Source organism: Oerskovia douganii, assembly GCF_015142735.1.
Classification (GTDB): Bacteria; Actinomycetota; Actinomycetes; order Actinomycetales; family Cellulomonadaceae; genus Oerskovia; species Oerskovia douganii.
Map to the genome: position 1 here is coordinate 1 of NZ_JACSPN010000028.1, position 23106 is coordinate 23106.

Below are 23106 nucleotides of genomic sequence, written 5' to 3' on the forward strand. Positions count from 1 at the left end.
GACTACTACCGGGGAGAGGTGACCGGGCCCGTGCCCGAGCAGATCGACTGGGTGCGCGAGCACCGGCCCGACGACCCCCCCCCCCCCCCCCCCGGGGGCCCCCCCCCCCCCCGAGACCGGTCGATCAGGAACCGATCGCTGCCTGGATGTCGGCGACCATCTTGTCCCAGGTGGTGATCGGGTCGGCACCGCCGACGATCGCCGCCTCGGTCACGCCCCAGAAGCTCCACACGGAAGCCATCTCGGGGATCGAGGGCATCGGGAGGGCGTCAGCACCGACGGCGCGGAAGCCGGCGATGATCGGGTCCGCCTCGGCGGCCAGGTTGGCCGACGCCGTGAGGGCCGGGGGACGGTTGCCCGCCTTGTAGAGGGCCGTCTGGGCCTCCTCGGTCGAGAGGAAGTTGACCAGGAAGTCGTTGGCGACGAGCGCGTTGTCGCTCTGGGCGCTGAGGTAGAAGCCCTGGACGCCCACGAACGGCTGGGCGGTCTGGCCACCTGCGGTCGGGATCGGGTCGATCGCGAGGTTCAGGCCCTCGAAGGACTCGATCATCCACGGGCCACCGACGATGAACGGCGACTCACCGTTCTTGAAGGCCTCGACCGCGATGTCGTACGTCGTGTCCTGGCTCAGGACGCCTGCCGCACCCTGCGCGCCGAGCCACGTCGCGAAGGCCTGGCCCTCGGGGCCGCCCATCGCGAGCTCGGAGCTGTAGGAGCCGTCCTCGTTCTGCGCGAACACCGGGGCGCCGAACGACGTCTGGAACGGGTAGTGCGTGTAGGGGTCGCCCTTGGCGCCGTCCGACTGGACGAGGATGGGGAACTTGGTCCCGGCGGCCTGACCGAACGCGACGGCCTCGTCCCACGTGGCAGGTGCTGCCGGTGCGAGCGCGGTGTTGCGGATCAGGGCGATGTTCTCGGTCGCGTAGGGCAGGCCGTAGACCTGGCCGTCGAGCGTGAAGGCCTCGATCGAGACGGGCTCGAACTCCGCCGCCTTGTCGCCGAGCTCGAGCGGCGCGACGACGCCGTTCGTGGTGAACTCGCCGAGCCAGTCGTGCGCACCGACCGTGATGTCGGGGCCCTTGCCGGTCGGGACCTGCGCGAGGAAGTCGGCGCGGATCTCCTCGTAGTTCTTCTGGACGATGTCGACCTCGGTGCCGGTCTCGGCCTCGAAGGCCTCTGCGGCGTCGGTGACCGCGGCCTTGCGGGTCTCGTCGACCCACACCGTCAGCGCACCGGTCGTGTCCTCGGACCCGGTGGTCGGGTCCGCTCCGCTACCGCCGCCGGAGCAGGCTGTGAGCGTCAGCGTGGTGCCGAGCGCTGCGGCAAGAAGGATGCTCCGTCGCATCTGAGTCACTCCCAAGCAATCGAGATGGTCAGCCGAGGCCGGCGAAACGTGCCTCCTCAGCCCTGATGGGGACGACCGTACGACGCGGACTAGCCATGATGCAAGCGCTTGCGGTAACTTTCATGCAACGCATTGCACATCCGGGTGAAACACCCCATCACGCACCGCCTCAGGGTCAGATCCATCCGGCCCGCGAGTCGACCAGGACGAGGAGGTCCGGTGTCCCCTACACTCCCCCACGTGCGTACCCGTCTCACAGATCTGGCCGAACAGGCCGGCGTCAGCACTGCGACGGTCTCGCGCGTCCTCAACGGCAAGGTCGGCGTCGCGAGCGAGACGCGCCAGGCCGTGCTCGCAGCCCTCGACCTGCTCGGCTACGAACGACCCGAGAAGCTCCGCAACCGCTCGGCCGGCCTGGTCGGCCTGATCGTCCCGGAGCTGACCAACCCGGTCTTCCCGGCCTTCGCCCAGGTGATCGAGTCGCTGCTCTCCGAGCACGGCTACACGCCGCTGCTGTGCACGCAGTCACCGGGCGGCACCACCGAGGACGAGTACGTCGAGATGCTCCTCGACCACGCGGTCGACGGCATCGTCTTCATCTCCGGCCTCCACGCCGACACCCAGGCCGGCCACGACCGCTACGAGCGGCTGCGCAGCCGCGGCATGCCGATCGTCCTGGTCAACGGCTACGCACCGGGCGTGGACGCACCGTTCGTTTCGCCCGACGACGTCGCGAGCATGGAGCTCTCGGTGCGCCACCTGCAGTCGCTGGGCCACCGGAGGATCGGCCTCGCGATCGGCCCGGGTCGCTTCGTCCCGGCCCAGCGCAAGCTCGCGAGCTTCGCCGACGCCCTGGTGCGGTACGGGCTCGCGGACAGCACCGACCAGGCCGCCGAGCACGTCGTGATCACCCTCTACACGGTCGAGGGCGGGCAGGCAGCGGCCGGCGAGCTCATCGACTCCGGGCACACCGCGATCGTGTGCGGCTCGGACCTCATGGCCCTCGGCGCGATCCGCGCCGCACGGTCCCGCGGGCTGCGCGTCCCCGAGGACGTGTCGGTCGTCGGTTACGACGACTCGCCGCTCATCGCGTTCACGGACCCGCCGCTCACGACCGTGCGCCAGCCGGTCGCCGCGATGGGCCAGGCAGCCGTCAGCGCACTGCTCACGGAGATCTCCGGCGAGAGGGCCCCGCGCTCGGAGCTGCTGTTCCAGCCGGAGCTGATCGTGCGCGGGTCGACGGGCGCAGCCCCGGGCGACCGACTCGACAACCCCCAGCCGTAAGCGCTTACACTCGGAGCACGGCTCGCCGCGACGACCCCTGTCGCGACCGCAGCCGCCGTTCCGGCGGTCCCGTGGCGCGCCCGCGCCCGCATCGTCGCCCGGGCCCCCGCACCGCAGGCGGTGCACGGCCCGACGGCTACCCCCAGAACTCGCAGCACCCAGCCAGACCCCGCACAGTGAGGACCTGTACTCCATGTCTCGTATCGATTCGACCCCGGTGGCCGAGGTCGACTCCGCCACGGCGCTGACCGCCACCCAGCTCGTCCACGCAGCCCACGAGGGCCCCGGTGAGTGGTGGCGCGACGCAGTGATCTACCAGGTCTACCCGCGGTCCTTCGCCGACGGCAACGGTGACGGGATCGGCGACCTGCCGGGCGTGACCGCCCGCCTGCCGCACCTCAAGGCGCTGGGGATCGACGCCGTCTGGCTCTCGCCCTTCTACCGCTCCCCGCAGAAGGACGCCGGCTACGACGTCTCGGACTACCGCGACGTCGACCCGCTGTTCGGCACGCTCGCCGACTTCGACGAGATGCTCGCCACGGCCCACGGCATGGGGATCCGCGTGATCGTCGACGTCGTCCCGAACCACACCTCGGACCAGCACGCCTGGTTCCAGGAGGCCCTCGCCGCCCCCGAGGGGTCGCCCGAGCGCGCCCGCTACCTCTTCCGCGAGGGCAAGGGCGAGAACGGCGAGCTGCCGCCGAACAACTGGCAGTCGATCTTCGGCGGCCCCGCCTGGACCCGCGTGACCGCGGGCCCGAACGCCCACGTCGTGACCGGCGCCGAGGGCGAGGTGCCGGGTCAGTGGTACCTGCACATGTTCGACTCCTCGCAGCCCGACCTCGACTGGAACAACCCCGAGGTCCGCGCCGAGTTCGAGGACGTCCTGCGCTTCTGGCTCGACCGGGGCGTCGACGGCTTCCGCATCGACGTCGCGCACGGCATGGTCAAGGCCGACGGCCTCCCCGACTGGGACGGCACCGTCTCCATGGTCGAGGGCACCGACGCGGGCGCCCCCGAGGACGGCTCGACCGGCGCCGGCAACTCCGGCCCCATGTTCGACCAGGAGGGTGTGCACGACATCTACCGCGCGTGGCACCAGGTCCTCGCCGAGTACGACGGCGACCGCGCCCTCGTGGCCGAGGCCTGGGTCGAGCCGCTCTCGCGCCTGGCCCGCTACGTGCGCCCCGACGAGATGCACCAGGCGTTCAACTTCTCCTTCCTCACCACGGCCTGGGACGCCGCCCCGCTGCGCGCCGTCGTCGCAGCCTCGCTCCACGCCTCCGACGAGGTCGGCGCCCCCACGACGTGGGTCCTGTCGAACCACGACGTCGTGCGCCACCCCTCGCGCCTGGGCCTGGCCGAGCCGGGCCTGCGCCCCAACGGGATCTTCGCGCACGAGCCCCAGCCCGACGCCGAGCTCGGCCTGCGCCGCGCCCGCGCCGCGAGCCTGCTCATGCTCGGCCTGCCGGGCAGCTCGTACCTGTACCAGGGCGAGGAGCTCGGACTGCCCGAGCACACCTCGCTCCCGAACGACGTCCGCGAGGACCCCGCGTTCTTCCGCACCGAGGGCGCCGAGGCCGGCCGCGACGGCTGCCGCGTCCCGCTCCCCTGGGAGGCCGAGGCGCCGGGGCTCGGGTTCGGCCCCACGGGCAGCACCTGGCTCCCCCAGCCCGAGTCCTACAAGGCGCTCGCCGCCGACGCCCAGTACGGCGTCGAGGGCTCGACGTTCGAGATGTACAAGGCTGCCCTCGAGATCCGCAAGGCCGAGGACCTCGGTGCGGGCTCGCTCGCCTGGGTCGACGCCTGGGCCGACTCGACGGACGTCATCGCGTTCCGCAACGGCGACGTCGTGGTCCTGGCGAACCTGGGCTCCGAGCCCGTCGTCCTGCCCCGCGGCACGCAGGTCCTGGTCGAGAGCGGCCCCACGGTCACCGACCGCAGCGCCGACCCGCAGGTCCGCGTCCCCTCGGACACCACGGTGTGGTTCCGGGCCTGACCCGCTGACGCGAACGGCCCGGTGCCGGAGGATCCCCCTCCGGCACCGGGCCGTCGTCGTTCGTTCGCCGGGGCGAGGTGCGCTGCGTCAGCCGCCCGAGACGCTCAGCTCTGCCTCGCGCAGCTTCTCCTCGAACTCCTCGGAGAGCTCGCGCGAGTCGAGCCAGCCGTAGGGCAGGTGCGGCTTCTTGGGCGAGCCCGCCCGCCCACGCTGCCCCTCGGCGGCCTCGCCGGGGTAGGGCTGGTCGAGGTCGAGCGCGTCGAGCTTGCCGCGCAGCTCGTCGAGGGTCGAGACCATCGCGAGCCCCTGGCGCGCCTCGCCGCCGACCGCGTACCCCTTGAGGTACCAGGCCATGTGCTTGCGCAGGTCGCGCATGCCCTTGCCCTCGTCGCCGCCGAAGTACTCGATCATGAGCTCGCCGTGCCGGTAGATGGTCTCCGCGACCTCGCGCAGGCCGGGCGTCACGCGCGCGGACGAGCCGGAGAAGGCCGCTGCCAGGTCCGCGAAGAGCCACGGGCGCCCCTGGCACCCGCGCCCGACGACGACGCCGTCGCAGCCCGTCTCCCGCACCATGCGCACGGCGTCCTCGGCCGACCAGATGTCGCCGTTGCCGAGCACGGGGATCTCGGTCACGGTCTCCTTGAGCCGGGCGATCGCCGACCAGTCGGCCTGGCCGCTGTAGTAGTCGGCGGCGGTCCGTGCGTGCAGCGCGACGGCCGCGACCCCCTCTCGCTGGGCGATGAGCCCGGCCTCGAGGTACGTCAGGTGGTCGTCGTCGATGCCCTTGCGCATCTTGATCGTGACGGGCACGCCGTACGGCTCGGCGGCCTTGACCGCGGCCCGCACGATCGAGGTGAACAGGTCCCGCTTCCAGGGCAGGGCGGAGCCGCCGCCCTTGCGCGTGACCTTGGGCACGGGGCACCCGAAGTTGAGGTCGACGTGGTCCGCGCGGTCCTCGCCCGCGATGATCCTGACCGCGGCGCCGACGGTCGCGGGGTCCACGCCGTAGACCTGGGCCGAGCGGGTCTTCTCGTCGTCCTCGAACGTGACGATGCGCAGCGACTCCTCGTTGCGCTCGACGAGCGCGCGGCTCGTCACCATCTCGGCGACGTACAGGCCCGCTCCGTGCTCGCGGCACAGCCGGCGGAAGGCGGCGTTGGTCACGCCCGCCATCGGGGCCAGGACCACCGGGGTCTCGACGACGTGGGGCCCGATCCGCAGGGGCGGCAGCACGTGTCCGGTTGCGGGCGCCGGGGTCTCGGGCGCGCGCGTGGCGTCGGAAAGGGTGGGGAGGGTCACCGGGTCATTCTCCCACCTTCGGTGGCCGGACAAAAAGAGGGCCGCCGTCCACGGGTGGACGGCGGCCCTCTCCTGCCCCGCGGGGCGGACGCGCTAGGCGCCCAGGAGGCGTGCGGAGAGGTACGCCGTGACCTGGTCGAGCGCGACGCGCTCCTGGGCCATGGTGTCGCGGTGGCGGATCGTCACGGCCTGGTCGTCGAGCGTGTCGAAGTCGACCGTGATGCAGAACGGCGTGCCGATCTCGTCCTGGCGGCGGTAGCGACGGCCGATCGCGCCGGCGTCGTCGAAGTCGACGTTCCAGTACTTGCGCAGCTCGGCAGCCAGGTCGCGCGCCTTGGGCGAGAGCTGCTCGTTGCGGCTCAGGGGCAGGACGGCCGCCTTGACGGGAGCCAGGCGCGGGTCGAGCCTGAGCACCGTGCGGACGTCGGTGCCGCCCTTCGCGTTGGGCGCCTCCTCCTCGTGGTAGGACTCGACCAGGAAGGCCATGAGCGAGCGCGTCAGGCCCGCGGCGGGCTCGATCACGTACGGCACGTACTTCTCGTTGGTGACCGGGTCACGGTAGGTGAGGTCCTTGCCGGAGTGCTCGGAGTGCGTCTTGAGGTCGAAGTCCGTGCGGTTCGCGATGCCCTCGAGCTCGCCCCACTCGGAGCCCTTGAAGCCGAAGCGGTACTCGATGTCGACCGTGCGGGTCGAGTAGTGCGAGAGCTTCTCCTGCGGGTGCTCGTAGAGGCGCAGGTTGTCGCGGTCGATGCCGAGGTCGACGTACCAGTTGGTGCGCAGGTCGATCCAGTACTGGTGCCACTCCTCGTCCGTCCCGGGGGCGACGAAGAACTCCATCTCCATCTGCTCGAACTCGCGGGTGCGGAAGATGAAGTTGCCCGGCGTGATCTCGTTGCGGAACGACTTGCCGATCTGGCCGATGCCGAACGGCGGCTTCTTGCGGGCCGCGCCCACGACGTTCTGGAAGTTCACGAAGATGCCCTGCGCGGTCTCGGGGCGCAGGTAGTGCAGCCCGGACTCGTCCTCGACGGGGCCGAGGTACGTCTTGAGCATCATGTTGAAGTCGCGGGGCTCGGTCCACTGGCCGCGGGTGCCGCAGTTGGGGCAGGCGATCTCGGCGAGGCCACCCTCGGGGGCGCGGCCCTTCTTCTCCTCGAACTCCTCGATCATCTGGTCCTCGCGGAACCGCTTGTGGCACGAGAGGCACTCGGTGAGCGGGTCGGTGAACACGCCGACGTGGCCCGAGGCGACCCAGACCTCGCGCGGGAGGATCACGGAGGAGTCGAGGCCCACCACGTCGTCACGGCTCGTGACCATGGTGCGCCACCACTGCTTCTTGATGTTCTCCTTGAGCTCGGTGCCGAGCGGTCCGTAGTCCCAGGCGGAGCGGGTACCGCCGTAGATCTCACCCGAGGGGAAGACGAACCCGCGCCGCTTGGCGAGGGAGACGACGGCATCGAGTCGAGAAGGCGCAGTGGCCACGGGCGATCACTCCAGGAAATCGTGTGTACCCCGCACGTGGCTTCGTGCGGGACGGTGCGGGACGACGGCGCCCCCGGTCGTCGCTGCGTGCCGAGCGAGGCCGTGGGCACCAACGTCCCAGGTTACTCGGTCTTTCTCGGGGCGGTGCTCGGGGGTGGGACGCAGGCCCGACGGCGCCGCTCGCCGTCGGGTGCTCGCGTCACCCGGGCGGGTGTCGGCCAGACCACACCGACCCTTGTTGACATCCGTTATCAATATCAGTGACGATGTCTTCCATGCCCCGACACCGTCCTCGGACCACCCGCGCCGCCCTCGCCACCTCCGTCGCCCTCGCGACGACGCTCGCGCTGGGTGCCTGCGGGTCCGGGGGGACGTCGGGCGGCGGTGGGGCCGGGGAGAGCGCCGGTGACGGCGCCCTCGAGGTGCTCGCCTCCTTCTACCCCCTGCAGTTCGTCGCCGAGCGCGTCGGCGGCGACCGCGTCGAGGTCTCCAACCTGACCCCGCCCGCCGCAGAGCCCCACGACCTCGAGCTCTCCCCCGCCCAGGCCCGCTCGATCGGGACGGCCGACCTCGTCGTCTACCAGTCCGGCTTCCAGGCCGCCGTCGACGAGGCCGTCGACGCGCGCGAGCCGGCGCACCTCGTCGACGCGACCGAGGCCGCCGGCCTCGAGGAGCACCCGGGCGAGTCGTCCGCGACCACGGACGACACGGCGGACGAGCACGCGGACGACTCCCATGCCTCCGACACCCACGACCACTCGTCGGACGGCGGCCTCGACCCGCACTTCTGGCTCGACCCCACGCGGCTGATCCCCGTCGCGGAGGAGGTCGCGGCCGAGCTCAGCGAGGTCGACCCCGACGGCGCCGACGAGTACGCGGCCAACCTCGCCGACCTCACGGCGGACCTCACCGCGCTCGACGACGAGTTCACCCAGGGCCTCGCGAGCTGCACGAGCCCCTACCTCGTCACGTCGCACGAGGCGTTCGGCTACCTCGCCGAGCGCTACGGGCTGGAGCAGATCGGGATCACGGGCATCGACCCCGAGGCCGAGCCCTCCCCCGCGCGGCTGCGCGAGGTCGCCGACATCATCCGCGACCACGGCGTGTCCACGATCTTCTTCGAGACCCTCACGAGCCCCAAGGTCACGCAGACCCTGGCGCAGGACGTGGGCGTCCAGGCCGCGGTCCTCGACCCGCTCGAGGGCCTGAGCGACGGCGGCGGGGACTACCTCGACGTCATGCGGGCCAACCTGGAGGCGCTGCGCACCGGCCTGGTGTGCGCATGAGCGCCCCGCTCGCCACGTCCCCGGCCGAGCCCCTCGCGGCCCGGCCACCGGCCATCGAGGCCCGCGGCGTCCACGTCCGGCTCGGCAGCAGCGACATCCTGCGCGGCGTCGACCTCACGGTCGCCCGCGGCGAGGTGGTCGCGCTGCTCGGCGCGAACGGCTCGGGCAAGTCGACGCTCGTGAAGTCCCTCGTGGGGATCGTGCCGCTCGCCGCGGGCCACGTCCGCCTCCTGGGCGCCGAGCTGGGACCCCGGGTCCCCTGGGCGCACCTGGGCTACGTGCCCCAGCGCGTCTCCGCCCAGACCGGCGTCCCCTCGACCGCGGAGGAGGTCGTGGCCTCGGGCCTCCTGCACGGTCGCCGCATCCGCCCGCCTCGCGGCTGGCGCGCCACGGCCCGCGAGGCCCTGGACCGCGTGGGCCTCGCCGACCGGGCGCACAGCGCCGTGCACGAGCTCTCCGGGGGCCAGCAGCAGCGCGTCCTCATCGCCCGGGCGCTCGCCCGTGGCCCCGAGCTCCTCATCCTCGACGAGCCCGTCGCGGGCGTCGACCAGCCCAGCCAGGAAGCGTTCGCCGCGACGCTCACCGAGCTCACGCGCGACGGCATGACCGTCCTGGTCGTCCTGCACGAGCTCGGCGCGCTCGCCCCCCTCATCCAGCGGTGCGTGGTCCTGCGCCACGGCCTCGTGGTCCACGACGGGGAGCCCCCGCAGGCCACCGCCGCGCACGCGGGCCCGGACCACGAGCACCTGCACCCGCACGACGACGAGCACGGCGCCCCGGCCGGGATCGACATGGGGCTGACCGACGCCCCGCTCACGCACCACACCCCCACCCCCGCCCGTGTCGACCGTGGAGCCGCCTCGTGAACGCCCTCGACGAGCTGGTCGGTATGCTCACCGACCCCTTCATGCAGCGCGCCCTGATCGCGGCCGTGCTGGTCGGCGTGACCGCACCCGTCATGGGGACGTACCTCGTGCAGCGCAAGCTGTCCCTGCTCGGCGACGGGATCGGGCACGTGGCCCTCACGGGAGTGGCGCTCGGCTGGCTCGTCGGCGGCGCGATGGGCGTCGTGCCCGACGACGCCCTCGCGATCCCCGGCGCCGTGGTCGCGGCCGTGATCGGGTCGGTCGTCATCGAGATCGTGCGCGAGCGCGGCCGCACGAGCGGCGACGTGGCCCTGGCGCTCATGTTCTACGGCGGCATCGCGGGCGGCGTCCTGCTGATCGGCGTCGCGGGCGGCAGCTCGGGCAACCTCATGCAATACCTGTTCGGCTCGATCTCGAGCGTCTCGCCGACCGACCTGTGGCTGACCCTGGTCCTGGCGGTGCTCATCCTGGCCGTGGGCATGGGCCTGCGGGCCGCGTTGTTCGCGGTGAGCTACGACGAGGAGTTCTCCCGTGCGTCGGGCCTGCCCGTGCGCGCGCTCAACATCGCGATCGCCGTCATCGCTGCCCTGACCGTCACGGTCGCCATGCGTGTCGTGGGTCTGCTGCTCGTCAGCGCGCTCATGATCGTGCCCGTCGCGATCGCCCAGCTCGTGACCATCTCGTTCCGGCGGACCATGGCGCTGGCCATGGTCATCGGCGTCGTGGTGTGCGTGGTCGGGCTGTCCGTCACGTACTGGCAGACTCTGTCCCCGGGAGCCACGATCGTCGTCCTGGCGATCGCCCTCTACGCGGTCGTGGCGATCCTGCGGCCCGTGCTCGTCCGGCGCAAGCCGCGCGTGTCCCACGACCCGCACCCCGACATCCCCGACGACGTCCACGTGGAAGGTGGCGAGCGATGCAGCGCATGACCCGTCAGCGGGCAGCAGTCTCCGACGCACTCGAGGACCTGCCCGACTTCCGCAGCGCGCAACAGCTCCACGAGCTGCTGCGCGCCCGCGGCGATGCGGTGGGTCTGGCCACGGTCTACCGCACGCTGCAGACCCTGGCCGACGGCGGGTACGTCGACGTGCTGCGCACCGAGGACGGCGAGAGCCTGTACCGCAAGTGCGAGCGCAGCGAGCACCACCACCACCTGGTGTGCCGCGAGTGCGGCACGGCGGTCGAGATCGACGGCCCGACCGTCGAGACCTGGGCCTCCCAGGTGGGCACGGCCCACGGGTTCACGGACATCACCCACACGATCGAGCTCTTCGGCACGTGCGCGGCGTGCCGCGCGGGGAAGGTGTCATGAGCGGGACGCTGCTGCTCTCCGGCCTGACGGCGTCGCTCGCCCTGGTCCCTCACCTGCCCCACGCGCCCCAGGTCGTCGCGGCCGGGGAGTCGACGGGCATCTTCACGATCGACGGCGTCCCGTACTGGTTCATCTACGCCGCAGCGTTCCTGATCGTGTTCGTCCGGGCGCAGGCCACCTACTGGGTCGGTCGGGGCGTGGCCCGCGGCACGGGCAACACCCGGTGGGCCCGGCGTCTGGAGAGCGAGCGGGCCCAGCGGGCGATCGCCACGATCAACAAGTGGGGACCGATCGCCGTCACGCTGTCGTTCTTCACCGTCGGGGTCCAGACCGTCATCAACCTGACCGCCGGCTACACCCGCATGCGCCTCTCGCGCTATCTCGCGGCGCTCGTCCCCGGGTGCCTCATCTGGGCCGGGATCTGGACGACGATCGGGATCGCTGCGTTCAACACGGCCGTGCTGATCGCGGCGAAGAGCCCGGTCGGGCTGGCCGTGCTCGTGCTGCTCGTCGCCGCGCTCGTCGCCTGGACCGTGGTCGCGGCGGGTCGGCGCCGTCGCGCACGGGCGGCGCAGGCCGCCTCCGGCGCTGCGGACGAGCCCACCGCCCAGGCCTCCGCCGACCTCGCCGCCGGGCCGGCGCCGTCGGGCAACCCGATGGGGGACGTCGCGGACCTGCTGCTCGAGCCCCAGGACGAACCCGCCGCGGGCGACGCCGCGCGGCCCGGGCAGCGGCCGACCTCCGAGGCGCCCCGCGACTGACGGGGGCGTTGCCGGGTCAGGAGATCTCGGTCGCGCTCTCGTCGGGTTCGCCCACGCAGAACTGGTTGCCCTGCGGGTCCGTGAGCACCGACCAGCGGTAGCCGGGGATCGTGTGCTCGGCGACCAGGGCCGCGCCGTCCGCGAGCAGGCGGGCGACCTCCGCCGCACGGTCCGCGGTCGAGGCGTCGAGATGGATCCGGTTCTTGCCGGGCGTCGGGTCCTCGACCTTCTGGAAGCCCAGCACGGGCCCCGTGCCCTCCTGACGGGGGACGACCTCGAGGAACCAGCCGTCGGCCTCGTCGATCACCCGCCCGCCCGTCTGCCGGGCCCACCACTGCGCCAGCGGGCGCGGGTCGGTCGAGTCCACCGTGACCATGCCGATCGTGAGAGTCATGCCCGGCACGCTAGCGACAAGCACCGACATGCGCAGGTCGGGCCGCACCGACCAGCGCACCGACCCGCGCGGGAGAAGGGCCGTGTCGAGGTGGAGCCTTCTCCGACACGAACCCTCCACCTGAGGGTCAGGGAAGGTCGGCCGGCTCCGCCGCCTTGTCGACCGCCCCGCCGTAGCGCCGGTCACGGCTCGCGTACTCCTCGACCGCGCGCCACAGGCTGCGCCGGTCGACGTCCGGCCAGTGCTCGGGCAGGAACACCATCTCGGCGTACGCGGCCTGCCAGATCATGAAGTTCGACGTGCGCTGCTCGCCCGAGGACCGCAGGAAGAGGTCCACGTCCGGCAGGTCGGGCTCGTCGAGGTACTTCGCGACCGTCTTCTCGGTGACCTTCCTGGGGTCGAGACGGCCCGCCGCGACCTCCTGGGCGATGGCCTGCGCGGCGTCCGCGATCTCCGCGCGGCCACCGTAGTTCACGCACATCGTCAGGGTGCACGTGTCGTTGTCCTTGGTCAGCCGCTCGGCGTCCTCGAGCTCCTTGATGACCGAGCCCCACAGGCGCGGGCGCCGCCCGGCCCAGCGCATGCGCACGCCCCAGCTGCTCATCTCGTCGCGTCGGCGCCGGATCACGTCCCGGTTGAACTGCATGAGGAAGCGGACCTCCTCGGGCGAACGCTTCCAGTTCTCGGTCGAGAACGCGTAGGCCGAGACGTGCTTGACGCCGATCTCGATCGCGCCGGCCACGACGTCGAGCAGCGCCGCCTCGCCCGCCTTGTGGCCCTCGGTGCGCGGCAGCCCCCTCTCGTTGGCCCACCGCCCGTTGCCGTCCATGACGATCGCCACGTGCTGCGGCACGAACCGGGCCGGGATCTTGGGCGCCGTGGCCCCCGAGGGGTGCGGCGGGGGCGGCTGGATCGGTCGAGCCATCAGGCCTCTCCCCCGGTCCGCGACGGGGCCGCTTCGTCTCGTTCCACCATGCGCAGTGATCGCAACGTTCTCTCCAGGTGATATTGGCTGTAGGCGGCCACGAGACCGCTGGCCTCCTTGCGGTGGCGCACGTCCGACGCGTCCGCCACGTCCCACTCGCCCGCGAGCAGCGCCGCGAGCAGGGAGAAGGTCTCCGGGGCCGGGGACGTCGAGCCGGGCGGGCGGCACCGTCCGCACACCGCCCCACCCAGGGCCACCGCGAACGAGCGGTGCGGCCCGGGCTCCCCGCACCGCGAGCAGTCGGTGAAGCTCGGCGCCCACCCGGCGACCGCGAGGGCGCGCAGCAGGTAGGAGTCGAGGACCAGGCCCGGTGCGTGGGCGTGCCCCGCGAGCGAGCGCAGCGCCCCGGCGAGCAGCCAGAACTGCTGCACCGCGGGTTCCTTCTCGGCCTCGACGAGCCGCTCGGCCGTCTCCAGCATCGCGGCCCCTGCCGTGTAGAGCCCGTAGTCCTCGCAGATCGGGCGGGCGTATGCACCCACGGTCTCGGCCTGCGTCACGACGTCGAGCGAGCGGCCCACGTGGAGCTGGACGTCGACGAACATGAAGGGCTCCAGCCGCGCACCGAAGCGCGAGGACGTACGACGCACCCCTTTGCCCACGGCCCGGACCTTGCCGTTCTCGCGGGTGAGCAGGGTGACGATGCGGTCGGCCTCGCCCAGCTTCTGGGCGCGGAGCACGATCGCTTCGTCTCGGTAGAGGACCACACCCCCATTGTCGGTCATGGCACCGACGTCCCGGTGCACGGTCCACCCGCGGGCGCCCCGGACGCCCGACGGGGTCCCACGCCGTCGGGCGCGGGACCCCGTCGAGGGAGCCGGGAGCGTCAGGCCTCGACGCGCTCCGCGCGGTTGACGGCCGAGACGATCGCCTTGAGGGAGGCCGTGGTGATGGACGGGTCGATCCCGACGCCCCACAGGACGTCGTCGCCGACCTGGCACTCGACGTAGGCCGCAGCGGTGGCGTCGCCACCCTCGGAGAGCGCGTGCTCGGCGTAGTCCAGGACGCGGACCTCGACGCCGACCCCGGCGACCGCGTCGACGAACGCAGCGACGGGGCCGTTGCCCGAGCCTTCCAGGGTCAGGAGCTCACCGCGGTCGAGCACGTCGACCGCCAGGGTGTCCGGGCCGTCCTCGGACGACACGGCGCGCGTCCCGCGCAGCTTGAGGCGCCCCCACGGCTCCAGGCCCGACGCGGCGTCGACCGGCAGGTACTCGTCGGAGAAGATCCGCCAGATGTCGTCTCCCGTGACCTCCTGGCCGCCCGCGTCCGTGAACGCCTGGACGACGCGCGAGAACTCGATCTGCAGACGGCGCGGCAGGTCCAGGTGGCGCTCGGACTGCAGCAGGTAGGAGATGCCGCCCTTGCCGGACTGCGAGTTGACGCGGATCACGGCCTCGTACGAGCGGCCCACGTCCTTGGGGTCGATGGGCAGGTACGGCACGCCCCAGACCAGGTCGTCGACGCCCTTGCCCGCGGCCTGGGCCTCGGCAGCCATGGCGTCGAGGCCCTTCTTGATCGCGTCCTGGTGGGAGCCGGAGAACGCGGTGAACACCAGGTCCCCCGCGTACGGGTGCCGCTCGTGCACGGCGATCTGGTTGCAGTGCTCGACCGTGCGGCGGATGCGGTCCATGTCGGAGAAGTCGATCTCCGGGTCGATGCCCTGGCCGAACAGGTTCATGCCGAGCGTCACCAGGCACACGTTGCCCGTGCGCTCGCCGTTGCCGAACAGGCAGCCCTCGATGCGGTCCGCGCCGGCCTGGTAGCCCAGCTCGGCTGCGGCCACGGCCGTCCCGCGGTCGTTGTGCGGGTGCAGCGACAGGACGACGTTCTCGCGGTGCGCGAGGTGCCGGTTCATCCACTCGATCGAGTCGGCGTAGACGTTGGGCGTGGCCATCTCGACCGTCGCGGGCAGGTTGATGATGACCTTGCGGTCCGGCGTCGGCTCGAAGACCTCGATGACCTCGTTGCAGATCTCGACCGCGAACTCGAGCTCGGTGCCCGTGTAGGACTCGGGCGAGTACTCGTAGAAGACCTCGGTCTCCGGGATGGTCTCCTCGAACTTGCGGCACAGCTTGGCGCCGTTGACCGCGATCGCGATGATGCCCTCGCGGTCCGTGCGGAACACGACCTCGCGCTGGAGGCGTGACGTCGAGTTGTACAGGTGCACGATCGCCTGCTTGGCACCGCGCAGCGACTCGTAGGTGCGGGCGATCAGGTGCTCGCGGGACTGGGTCAGGACCTGGATGACGACGTCGTCCGGGATGTGCCCCTCCTCGATGAGCAGGCGCACGAAGTCGAAGTCCGTCTGCGAGGCCGACGGGAAGCCGACCTCGATCTCCTTGTAGCCCATCTCGACGAGCAGCTGGAACATCTTCAGCTTGCGCTCGGCGTTCATGGGTTCGATCAGGGCCTGGTTGCCGTCCCGCAGGTCCACCGCGCACCAGCGCGGGGCCTTCTCGATGCGCTTGTCCGGCCACGTCCGGTCCGGCAGCGACACGTCGAACTGCTGGTGGAAGGGCTCGTACTTGTGCACCGGCATGCCCGAGGGCTGCTGTGCGGAGCGAGAGCTGGTCTGGGGGGTCTGCGCCGTGGTGCTCATCATGTCCTTCGCGATCTCTTCGTCGGTGCTGTTCAGCCGGCACACCAACCACCGCGACGAGGATGCGGCCTAGAGGGCCTCGTCGCGGCAACGAAGGAGGAGCAGCTGTGTCACGTGCACGCTGTCACTGTACTCCCGTCGGGGGCGACGCCGCGGGACGTCCCGGTGGATGGAACGGACGAGGCGGCCCGACGGCGCCGCGTGAGCAGCGTCGTCGGGCCGCCTCACGACCGGACCGGGCGGCCCGACGACCCTGCTCGCGTGAGCGACGTCGTCGGGCGCGCCTCGGCGTGTCGCGCCGGGTCAGCGTCCCCGCGAACGCAGTGCCGCGTCGACCGCCGGGTCACCCAGGTTGCCGAGCCACTCGAGCAGCGCCGGGTAGGTCGACGGGTTGGCGGCGACCTGCGGGCGCAGGTGCGGGGCCTCCTGGACGATCTGCGCGAGCACCTCGAGAGGCGTGGACGGGTCCAGGGCCTGGGCCGCGGTGAACCCCGCGGGCTGCGGGTCCTGGTAGGGCGGAAGGACGGCCGTGTCGCCCACCGACTGGGCTGCGTAGCCCGGACGCGCCGCGTACCCCGAGCGCTCCGGGACGACCGGCTGCACCGGGCGCGACGGCTCGTTGCCCTGGGCGGGCAGGACCTGCGTCCGGTACTGGTCGACCGGGCGCGCCGTCTCCCGCACCGCGTGCGGCGACTGCTGGGCCGTCTCCTCGTGGTGGACCGGCTGGGTCGCCTGCTGGCTCGGCGCGTAGCGGACCTGCTGCACCGGGGAGGAGGCGGGCGTCGGTCGGGACGGCGCCGCGGCCGGCTCGTGCTCCTGCTCGCCGGCCTCGGGGCCGTAGCCGTCGGGCCCGGTCGCGTAGCTGCCGCTGCCGTACGGGCCGGCGACCGGCTCCTGCGCGGGCTTGGGACGCGCAGGACGCGGCGCGGGCGGCTGCCACACGTACGCGCTCGGAGCGGTGTCCGCACCGACGAGCGACGTCGGGCGGTTCTCCGCGAAGTGCGTCCGGACCTCGGCAGGAACGGTGAGCGCGAACACCACGACGAGCGGCAGCCCGTAGGCCAGGAGGAGCAGAGGCGTCCCGAAGCTCGCGCCGGCCTGGTTCGTCGCGACGATCAGCAGCACGATGCCCAGCAGCGCGACCACGCCCGCCGCCCCGAGGGCCAGCGTCCGTCCGGCGACCGCGTCCCGGGCCAGGGACCGGCGGCCCACGAGCGCGACACCTGCTGCGAGCACCCCGAACACGATCGAGAGGATCAGGATCGCTCCACGCTCACCGGCCGCGAGCGTGAAGACACCGATCAGCGCGGTGCCGGCGGCGACGACCACGATCAGGTCGAGCGCGCGCACCGCCACGCCCACCCAGGTCGTGACGGGCGACGAGGTGGCGGTCGTCCGGGCCAGCGCCGGGGAGGACGCGACCGCGGCGACCGCCGGGACGAGCAGCAGCCCGAAGCGGCCCAGGGCGAACGAGTCGATGCTCACGCCCTGGTTGCTGGTGTTGAGCACGAAGAGCACCACGAGCGCGACACCCAGGCCGACGAGCACGAGCCGCCACGCCTCGTCGTGCCGCAGGACGCCCCACAGCGGCCACCCCACGAGCGCGACGGTCATGGCCGCGAGGACGAGGAACCCGAGCACCAGGAGCGGCGGCACGCCGAGGGTGAAGGTCAGCACGAACGCGACCAGCGCACCGACCAGCGCCACCCCGGCGACGACCGTCAGGACCAGCGTCCAGAACCGCGACACCGCCCGGTCCTGGTCGACCGGTCCGAGCTCGGCCTGGCGCGGCTGCGCGGCGAGAAGGGCTCCCGCGAGCCCCAGCGAGAGCGCCGACCCGACCCCGCCCCACCCGTTGCCCGCGTCGCGGTTCACGAGGTCGAGCACGATGTACACGGCGGCCAGGAGCACGTACGGGGCGTTGGCCACGAGGCGGGCCCGACGGGTCGTGTGCACGGTCCACGTCGCCGGCAGGGCGCCGGTCCGCGCAAGGTACGGCAGCGAGAGCGACAGCAACGAGACGACCGTCACGAGGATCACCTCGATCTTGTCCGACGCCCTGTGCCCCAGCAGGTCCCACGGCATGGTCAGCGACACGAACAGGAGCAGGGCCGCCACGCCGTCGCGCACGTAGTCGCTCACGGGGATGCCCGCGAACGGGTTGCTCCCTGCGGACGGGGCGCTCCCTGCGGACTGCGCGGACTGCGCGGGCTCCTGGGTGCCCTCCTCCAGCACGGGAGAGGCGCCTCGGGGAGCCGTCTCCTCGGACGGGCCCGTGGCGGCGGGCTCGCCGTGCGTCCGGGTCGGCGGGTGCTGATCGGGGCCGGGCCCAGGGTCGGTCTCGTTGGTCATCGCGCTCTCCCTACAGATCACACCGGGCTCGGGATCGGTCGGGCCCGGATCAGGCCACGACGGCCCCGTCAGTTTCTACCGGTAGATCACCGATGGCTCAAGTCTCCCACTTCGACCCGCGTGACCCTCGGCCGAGCCTCATGACCTCGGAGCGGGTGACGGCGAAGAGCATCCCCTGCGCGGCGACGATCTCGTGGCGCTCACCGTCGAACGTCTGCCGCCACTCGACGTGTCCGTCGAACAGGTTCATGGACACGACGCCCGTCGAGGTCGGGTCGGGCGGAGGGTCGAAACCGTCCCCCGAGGTCACGAGCAGCAGCGAGTCGCCGTCCGTGAACGCCCGGACGATCTCCGTGGTCAACCATCGCCGCCACAGCTCCCGCCCGGTCCCGGTCTCGAGCGCGATGAGCCGCGACCCGGACTCCACCACGACCACGTCCTCCGTCTGGAGCCAGAGCACCTCGGGCCACTCCTCGCGGTGCCAGAGGCGACGGCCCGAGACCACGTCGTAGCCCGTGAAACCAGGCATCCGCACCACGACGACGCGGGGCGGGACACCGCCCGTGATCTCCGGCACGAACGGCTCGCCCGGCATCCTGAGTCGTGTCCGGCCGTCCGGCCCGAGCACGTCGACGACGTCCCCCTGCCCCGACCCGTCGTCGGTGGACACCCTGACCGACAGGTCGCCCGCGAGCGCCCCGCCGTCCGCCCAGCCGCCCGGGGGTCCCTGCGACCGCAGGCGCTCGCCCGCGCGGTCGCCGGCGGCGTCGAAGGTCGCCGAGGCGTCGACCGTCCTGACGTGGAGCAGCCCGCGCATCGACATCAGCTCGACGTGGTCCGTTCGGCCGGGCGTCCCTGCCGCCTCTCCGTCGCCGGGGGACCCGACGGCGTCGGTCGGCACCTGCGCGCCCTCGAGAGCCCGAGACCTGGTGGCGGCCCCGTCCAGGGCCCCCTCCCAGGTCACCACGACGCCACCGTCCCCGCGCGAGGCCGTCGCGACGAGGCCGTCGGCGAGCGGTGCCGCGGCGAGGACGCCGTCGCCCAGTCCACGTGACCCCACGGTCCCGCCCGTCCGGTCGAGGACGGTCACGAGGAGAGGGAACCCGTCGTCGGGCCGCCCCGTCCCTGCCGTCTCCCCCCGGGCCGTGACGCACACGAGCGGGGACCCGGCCGCGTGCGGGTCGAGGAGGTCGGGGCCGCAGGTGGTCGTACCCGTCGGCAGGTCCGCGGTCCACACCTCCTCGCCGGTCACGACGTCACGAGCGGTCACCACGCCGCCGGGCTCGACGATCACCACCTGCCCGTCGACCGCGGCGGGCCAGGCTGCCCCCGTCGGAGCCCGCCACACGGGGACGGGCTCGTCGGCGACGGGCCACAGGCCTCCCACCTGGGCCGCCACCCGGTCGGCCCGCTCACGCTCGATGGCACCACCTGCCACGAGCGAAGCACCCATGCCGCCCACCAGGAGCACCGCACCGAGCACCACGAGACCGGGGACGTGCCACCTGCGGCGCGGGTCGTGCGCGTCCTCCTGGCCGGGGCCCGCAGGATCCTGCACCGACCGCTCGTCGCTCCGGTCCACGGGCCGCGGCGTCGACGGTGGTCGGGGGCCCTGTGGACGGGCCCGGCGCGACCCGGCCGCCGACGGCGGTCCGGTCGGGCCGGACCCCGCGTCGAAGTCGTCGTCGAGCTCGGTCACCTCGACCAGCTCGACGGCGTGGGCGTCCTGCTCACGACGTCGTGGAGCCACCTCTCCACGGTAGTCCGCTCCGTCCGAACCGGTCGGCCGGGGGGGGACGGCCAGGAGGATCGGACGCCTCGTCGCCCGCACGCAGGAGCCGTGCGCCTGCTACCGGTCAGCCGACGCCGAAGATCGTGCCGTCGTCCGACCACCCGATCAGCGTCCCGCCCACGGACGTCGCCGTGTCGAACGAGTCCGCGAGGTCCCGCACCCACAGCTCCTGCCCCGAGTCCATCGAGATCGCCGTGATCCTCGTCCCGCCGGACGTACCGGACCCCACGAGGTACAGGTCGGTGCCGTCCGTGAACGCCGTGGAGTAGAAGCGGACGCCCGACGCCTCCCAGACCTGCTCGCCCGAGGCCAGGTCGACGGCCCACAACCGCCCCACGCCCGACAGCACCCCGATGTCGCCCACCTGGGCGACGGCGACGTCGACCTGCCGCTCCTCGGTCCACAGCGCGCGGCCGCTGACCGGGTCGTGGGCCGTCGTGACCGGCCGGATGATCGACCCGAGGGCGTCCATCACGCCACCGCCTTCCGTGACGAGCAGCACACTGGTCGGTGACCCGTCGGTCACGCCGAACTCCTGGACCTGGCCCTCGGCGCGGAACACCTCGTTCCCCTCGCGGTCCAGGACCGCCGAGGCGCTGCCGTCCGAGCCCTGGACGACGGAGCGTCCCTCTCGCAGCGGCACGACGAACGAGCGGGAGGCCTGCGCACCGGCGACGCCCGCGGCGTCGAGCGTCACGATCCCGCTGCCACCGAACACCCCGAGCTCGTCCCCTTCTCTCCACAGCCCGAGGTACTCGTCGTCGGGCCGTGCACCCTCCGGAAGGACCACGTCGACCTGCCTCGTCCAGACCACCTCGGCCGTGTCGAGGTCCTTCAGGGTGACCACGGCCTGCCCGTCGGCTCCCCAGCGGACCGTCGCGACGCCGTCCTCGAAGACGACTGCGCCACGCGTGCCCTCCTCGAGAGCGTGCGAGGCGACGACCGCGCCGGTCGCCGGGTCCAGCACCTGGAGGCCGGAGAACCGCTCACGGTAGGTCGACGCACCGACCCCGGGCTCGCGCACGAACGCTATCGTCGTGCAGGCCATCAGGCCCTGCAGGTCCGATCCCTCGGCCCCTTCCTCGCAGTACGTGGTCCGCTGCCCCGGGCCCTCCGATCCGAACGCCTCCGGCGCCTGCCACACGAGCTCCCCCGTGGCCGGGTCGTGCCCCGAGACGGAGGCTCCTGCCCGCACGAGCGTGCCTCCCACGTCGATCGGCAGGGTCCACCCCACCAGCGACGGGTCACCCGAGACCTCGGGCGGCTCGATCCGCCAGACGACCTCGGCGTCCGCGGCCAGCGGCCTCAACCCACCGGCCGCCACCACACGGTCCGTACGCCGGGCATCGGCCGCCTCACCCACCACCAGCCCGCCGACGACGAGGGCGCCCACGCCCACGCCGACGCCCACGACGAGCCAGGACCGGAGAGACCTCGGCCGGCGCACCGCGTCCGGGCCGTCCGTGCCCGAGGTACCCGGGGTGCCCGGGGTGCCCGGGGTGCCCGGGGTGCCCGGGCCGTCCGAGCCGTCCGACGTCGGGTCGGTCACCGGCCCTCCGAGGGACGCTGCGACGTCGGGGTCCTCGACCGTGGCAGCCGCCACGGGTGACGGATCCCGCCCGGTCCGAGCCTCCTCGACGTCGTCGACGTCCTCGATGTCCTCGAACCCGAGGACCCGCACGCCCGCCCCCGCTGCACCGCGCCCGCGCCTTCTCATGCGCCGACCCTAGCGTCCGCCGTCCCGGGGCGTCAGATGCCGAGCTGGTACACGCCCCAGTAGGCGAGCGTGACGAGCAGGATCGTGGATCCGGCGACGGTCGCCCAGAGCGTGGCCCGGGCACCGACGCCGGTGGCCGGACGCACGACCACTCCCCCCTCGGGGGACGCGGCGACCGCCTTGTGCGCCGTCCGCAGGTCCGCGAGGCGGTTGATGATGAACGCGGCAGCGACCACCGTGGCCAGGCCCAGCAGGCGCACCGCGATCCAGCCGCCCTGGACGACCCACGCGTCGGTCTGGTAGTCGAGCGCGAGCCTCGCGACGGACACCAGGTAGACCACGAGGCCCACCATGGTCGCGACCGACCCCACCGCGAGCCCCACGAGCGGCCACCGGAGCCCGGGAGCGAGCCGCCCCGCCGGGCGCGACGTACGACGCACCCGGCGCACCAGGCCGGTCACGAGCCACACGAGCGGCCCGACGACCAGCAGCGCACCACCCACGATCACGAACCCGATGACGATGTCCCCGTTGCCGTACCACCTCGGGTTCGGCACGGCCGACGCCAGGTAGAGCTGGTCCGGCTGCGCACCCGCCACCGCGGGCTCGGCGCCGGCCGTGCCCGGGAGCCCCTGGACCCACGCCGAGACGTCGCGCGCGAAGTCCGGCACCAACGACCCGCCCACCCGGATGCCGTGGTTGGCCCCCGCGTAGTAGCGGACCGTCACGTCGTGGTTCCCGTTGGCTCCTGCGTCCGCGATGATCTGCAGCGCCCCCTGCTCGATCGGCATCGACGGGTCGGCCGTGCCGTAGACGACGAGCGTCGGGACGTCGAGCCGTTCGAGGTAGGGCGTGACGTCGAAGTCCGCGTACTCGAACCCTCCCCCGGGCATCTCCATGCCCACGGCCCGAGGGATCGCACGGAAGACCCCCTGCGGCACCCCCGTGTTGCGCAGGTAGGAGTCCACCGCGAACCCCGCCTGCTGCCGCGGCGGCACGACGGGAGCCGAGACCATGACGAGGAACGACACGTCCGGGTCCTGGTCCACGAGGACCGGTGCGATCCACGTGCCCTCCGACTCGGCGTACAGCCCCACGCGCTCCGGGTCCACCGACGGTCTGGTCCGCAGCAGCTCCACCGACCGCTGGTAGTCGTCGGCCATGTCGACGTAGTCGCGGTGACGGGTCGTGTAGGTGTCGAGCCGCTTGGACGGGACGAGAGTCACGATCCCCGCGCTCGCCATGTCGGTCGCGACCTCGACGAACGCCTCGTCCGCCGCACCGGTCCCGGCACCGTGCAGGAACACGACCCCGGGGAGCCCGTCGGGAGCGCCGACGGGCTCACGCAGGAGTCCGTCGACGCTCGTCCCCTCGAGCCGGACGACGACCTCGGTCTCCTTGACCTCGTACGTCCCGACGGGCTGGACGTCCTGCCCCTGGCCGCCGATCGCGGTGTCCGCCGCCGTGGGTGAGAGATGGTCGGTCACGGGCACCGGGGACCACTGAGGACCGGTCACGGCCCCCACCAGGGCAAGGCCGATGGCCAGGGCGGCGCTCGTGGCCGCGGTACGGAAGATCACGTCAGCATCGTCTCGCACGACAGGGGCCGACCGCCCGGGGGGCGTCCGGAGAA

The 23106-nt window shown here is 72.6% G+C and carries 18 protein-coding genes; 7 read left to right on the forward strand and 11 right to left on the reverse strand.

Annotated elements, in window-relative coordinates; all coding sequences use genetic code 11:
• Window positions 1-124: 124 nt before the first annotated feature.
• A complete protein-coding gene (locus H9623_RS16600) occupies window positions 125-1345 on the reverse strand; it encodes a sugar ABC transporter substrate-binding protein (RefSeq protein WP_193721128.1) in 1221 nt (406 codons plus the stop codon).
• A 240-nt stretch (window positions 1346-1585) separates the two neighbouring features.
• Between H9623_RS16600 and H9623_RS16605 the strand changes: the two genes are divergently transcribed.
• On the forward strand, window positions 1586-2629 hold the full coding sequence (locus H9623_RS16605) for a LacI family DNA-binding transcriptional regulator (protein ID WP_321575499.1): 1044 nt from the start codon (window positions 1586-1588) through the stop codon (window positions 2627-2629).
• Window positions 2630-2822: 193 nt separating this feature from the next.
• Complete coding sequence (locus tag H9623_RS16610; protein WP_193721130.1) at window positions 2823-4628, forward strand: glycoside hydrolase family 13 protein; 1806 nt, start codon at window positions 2823-2825, stop codon at window positions 4626-4628.
• An 87-nt stretch (window positions 4629-4715) separates the two neighbouring features.
• On the opposite strand, the gene dusB is transcribed toward H9623_RS16610, so the two are convergent.
• Window positions 4716-5927: a tRNA dihydrouridine synthase DusB gene (dusB, locus tag H9623_RS16615; RefSeq protein ID WP_407671964.1), complete on the reverse strand. Its 1212-nt coding sequence runs from the start codon at window positions 5925-5927 to the stop codon at window positions 4716-4718.
• Between the two features lie 93 nt (window positions 5928-6020).
• A complete protein-coding gene (locus tag H9623_RS16620; RefSeq protein ID WP_193721131.1) occupies window positions 6021-7409 on the reverse strand; it encodes a glycine--tRNA ligase in 1389 nt (462 codons plus the stop codon).
• Window positions 7410-7684: 275 nt separating this feature from the next.
• On the opposite strand from H9623_RS16620, the gene H9623_RS16625 reads away from it, so the two are divergent.
• From H9623_RS16625 to H9623_RS16645, 5 genes are read left to right on the forward strand one after another with little or no spacing between them, the layout of a single operon-like run.
• Entirely contained in the window at window positions 7685-8695 is a 1011-nt protein-coding gene (locus tag H9623_RS16625) for a metal ABC transporter substrate-binding protein (protein WP_193721132.1), read from the forward strand.
• A complete protein-coding gene (locus tag H9623_RS16630; protein WP_193721133.1) occupies window positions 8692-9561 on the forward strand; it encodes a metal ABC transporter ATP-binding protein in 870 nt (289 codons plus the stop codon). The genes H9623_RS16625 and H9623_RS16630 overlap by 4 nt, the downstream gene beginning before the upstream one ends.
• Window positions 9562-9584: 23 nt before the next feature.
• A complete protein-coding gene (locus H9623_RS16635) occupies window positions 9585-10490 on the forward strand; it encodes a metal ABC transporter permease (RefSeq protein WP_193721165.1) in 906 nt (301 codons plus the stop codon).
• A complete protein-coding gene (locus tag H9623_RS16640; protein WP_193721134.1) occupies window positions 10478-10873 on the forward strand; it encodes a Fur family transcriptional regulator in 396 nt (131 codons plus the stop codon). The genes H9623_RS16635 and H9623_RS16640 overlap by 13 nt, the downstream gene beginning before the upstream one ends.
• On the forward strand, window positions 10870-11634 hold the full coding sequence (locus H9623_RS16645; protein WP_193721135.1) for a DedA family protein: 765 nt from the start codon (window positions 10870-10872) through the stop codon (window positions 11632-11634). The genes H9623_RS16640 and H9623_RS16645 overlap by 4 nt, the downstream gene beginning before the upstream one ends.
• Before the next feature lie 16 nt (window positions 11635-11650).
• Here H9623_RS16645 and H9623_RS16650 read toward each other — a convergent pair whose 3' ends face one another.
• The 8 genes from H9623_RS16650 to H9623_RS16685 all read right to left on the reverse strand — a co-directional run bounded on the left by H9623_RS16650 (window position 11651) and on the right by H9623_RS16685 (window position 23053).
• A complete protein-coding gene (locus tag H9623_RS16650) occupies window positions 11651-12028 on the reverse strand; it encodes a VOC family protein (protein ID WP_193721136.1) in 378 nt (125 codons plus the stop codon).
• Between the two features lie 127 nt (window positions 12029-12155).
• Window positions 12156-12953: an isoprenyl transferase gene (locus H9623_RS16655; protein ID WP_193721137.1), complete on the reverse strand. Its 798-nt coding sequence runs from the start codon at window positions 12951-12953 to the stop codon at window positions 12156-12158.
• On the reverse strand, window positions 12953-13717 hold the full coding sequence (gene recO / locus H9623_RS16660; RefSeq protein ID WP_193721138.1) for a DNA repair protein RecO: 765 nt from the start codon (window positions 13715-13717) through the stop codon (window positions 12953-12955). Before recO ends, H9623_RS16655 begins: the two co-directional genes overlap by 1 nt.
• A 119-nt stretch (window positions 13718-13836) precedes the next feature.
• The gene (gene leuA, locus H9623_RS16665; protein ID WP_407671965.1) at window positions 13837-15612 is read right to left on the reverse strand and encodes a 2-isopropylmalate synthase; all 1776 of its coding nucleotides are present in this window, start codon (window positions 15610-15612) and stop codon (window positions 13837-13839) included.
• A 303-nt stretch (window positions 15613-15915) separates the two neighbouring features.
• Window positions 15916-17964, reverse strand: coding sequence for a DUF7937 domain-containing protein (locus H9623_RS16670; protein WP_193721140.1), 2049 nt, complete (start codon window positions 17962-17964; stop codon window positions 15916-15918).
• 97 nt (window positions 17965-18061) lie between these two features.
• On the reverse strand, window positions 18062-19714 hold the full coding sequence (locus H9623_RS20095; RefSeq protein ID WP_193721141.1) for an outer membrane protein assembly factor BamB family protein: 1653 nt from the start codon (window positions 19712-19714) through the stop codon (window positions 18062-18064).
• Window positions 19715-19820: 106 nt separating this feature from the next.
• Window positions 19821-21473, reverse strand: a complete 1653-nt coding sequence (locus tag H9623_RS16680) for a PQQ-binding-like beta-propeller repeat protein (protein WP_193721142.1) — start codon at window positions 21471-21473, stop codon at window positions 19821-19823.
• Between the two features lie 32 nt (window positions 21474-21505).
• Entirely contained in the window at window positions 21506-23053 is a 1548-nt protein-coding gene (locus H9623_RS16685; RefSeq protein ID WP_193721143.1) for an alpha/beta hydrolase family protein, read from the reverse strand.
• Between the last annotated feature and the right edge of the window lie 53 nt (window positions 23054-23106).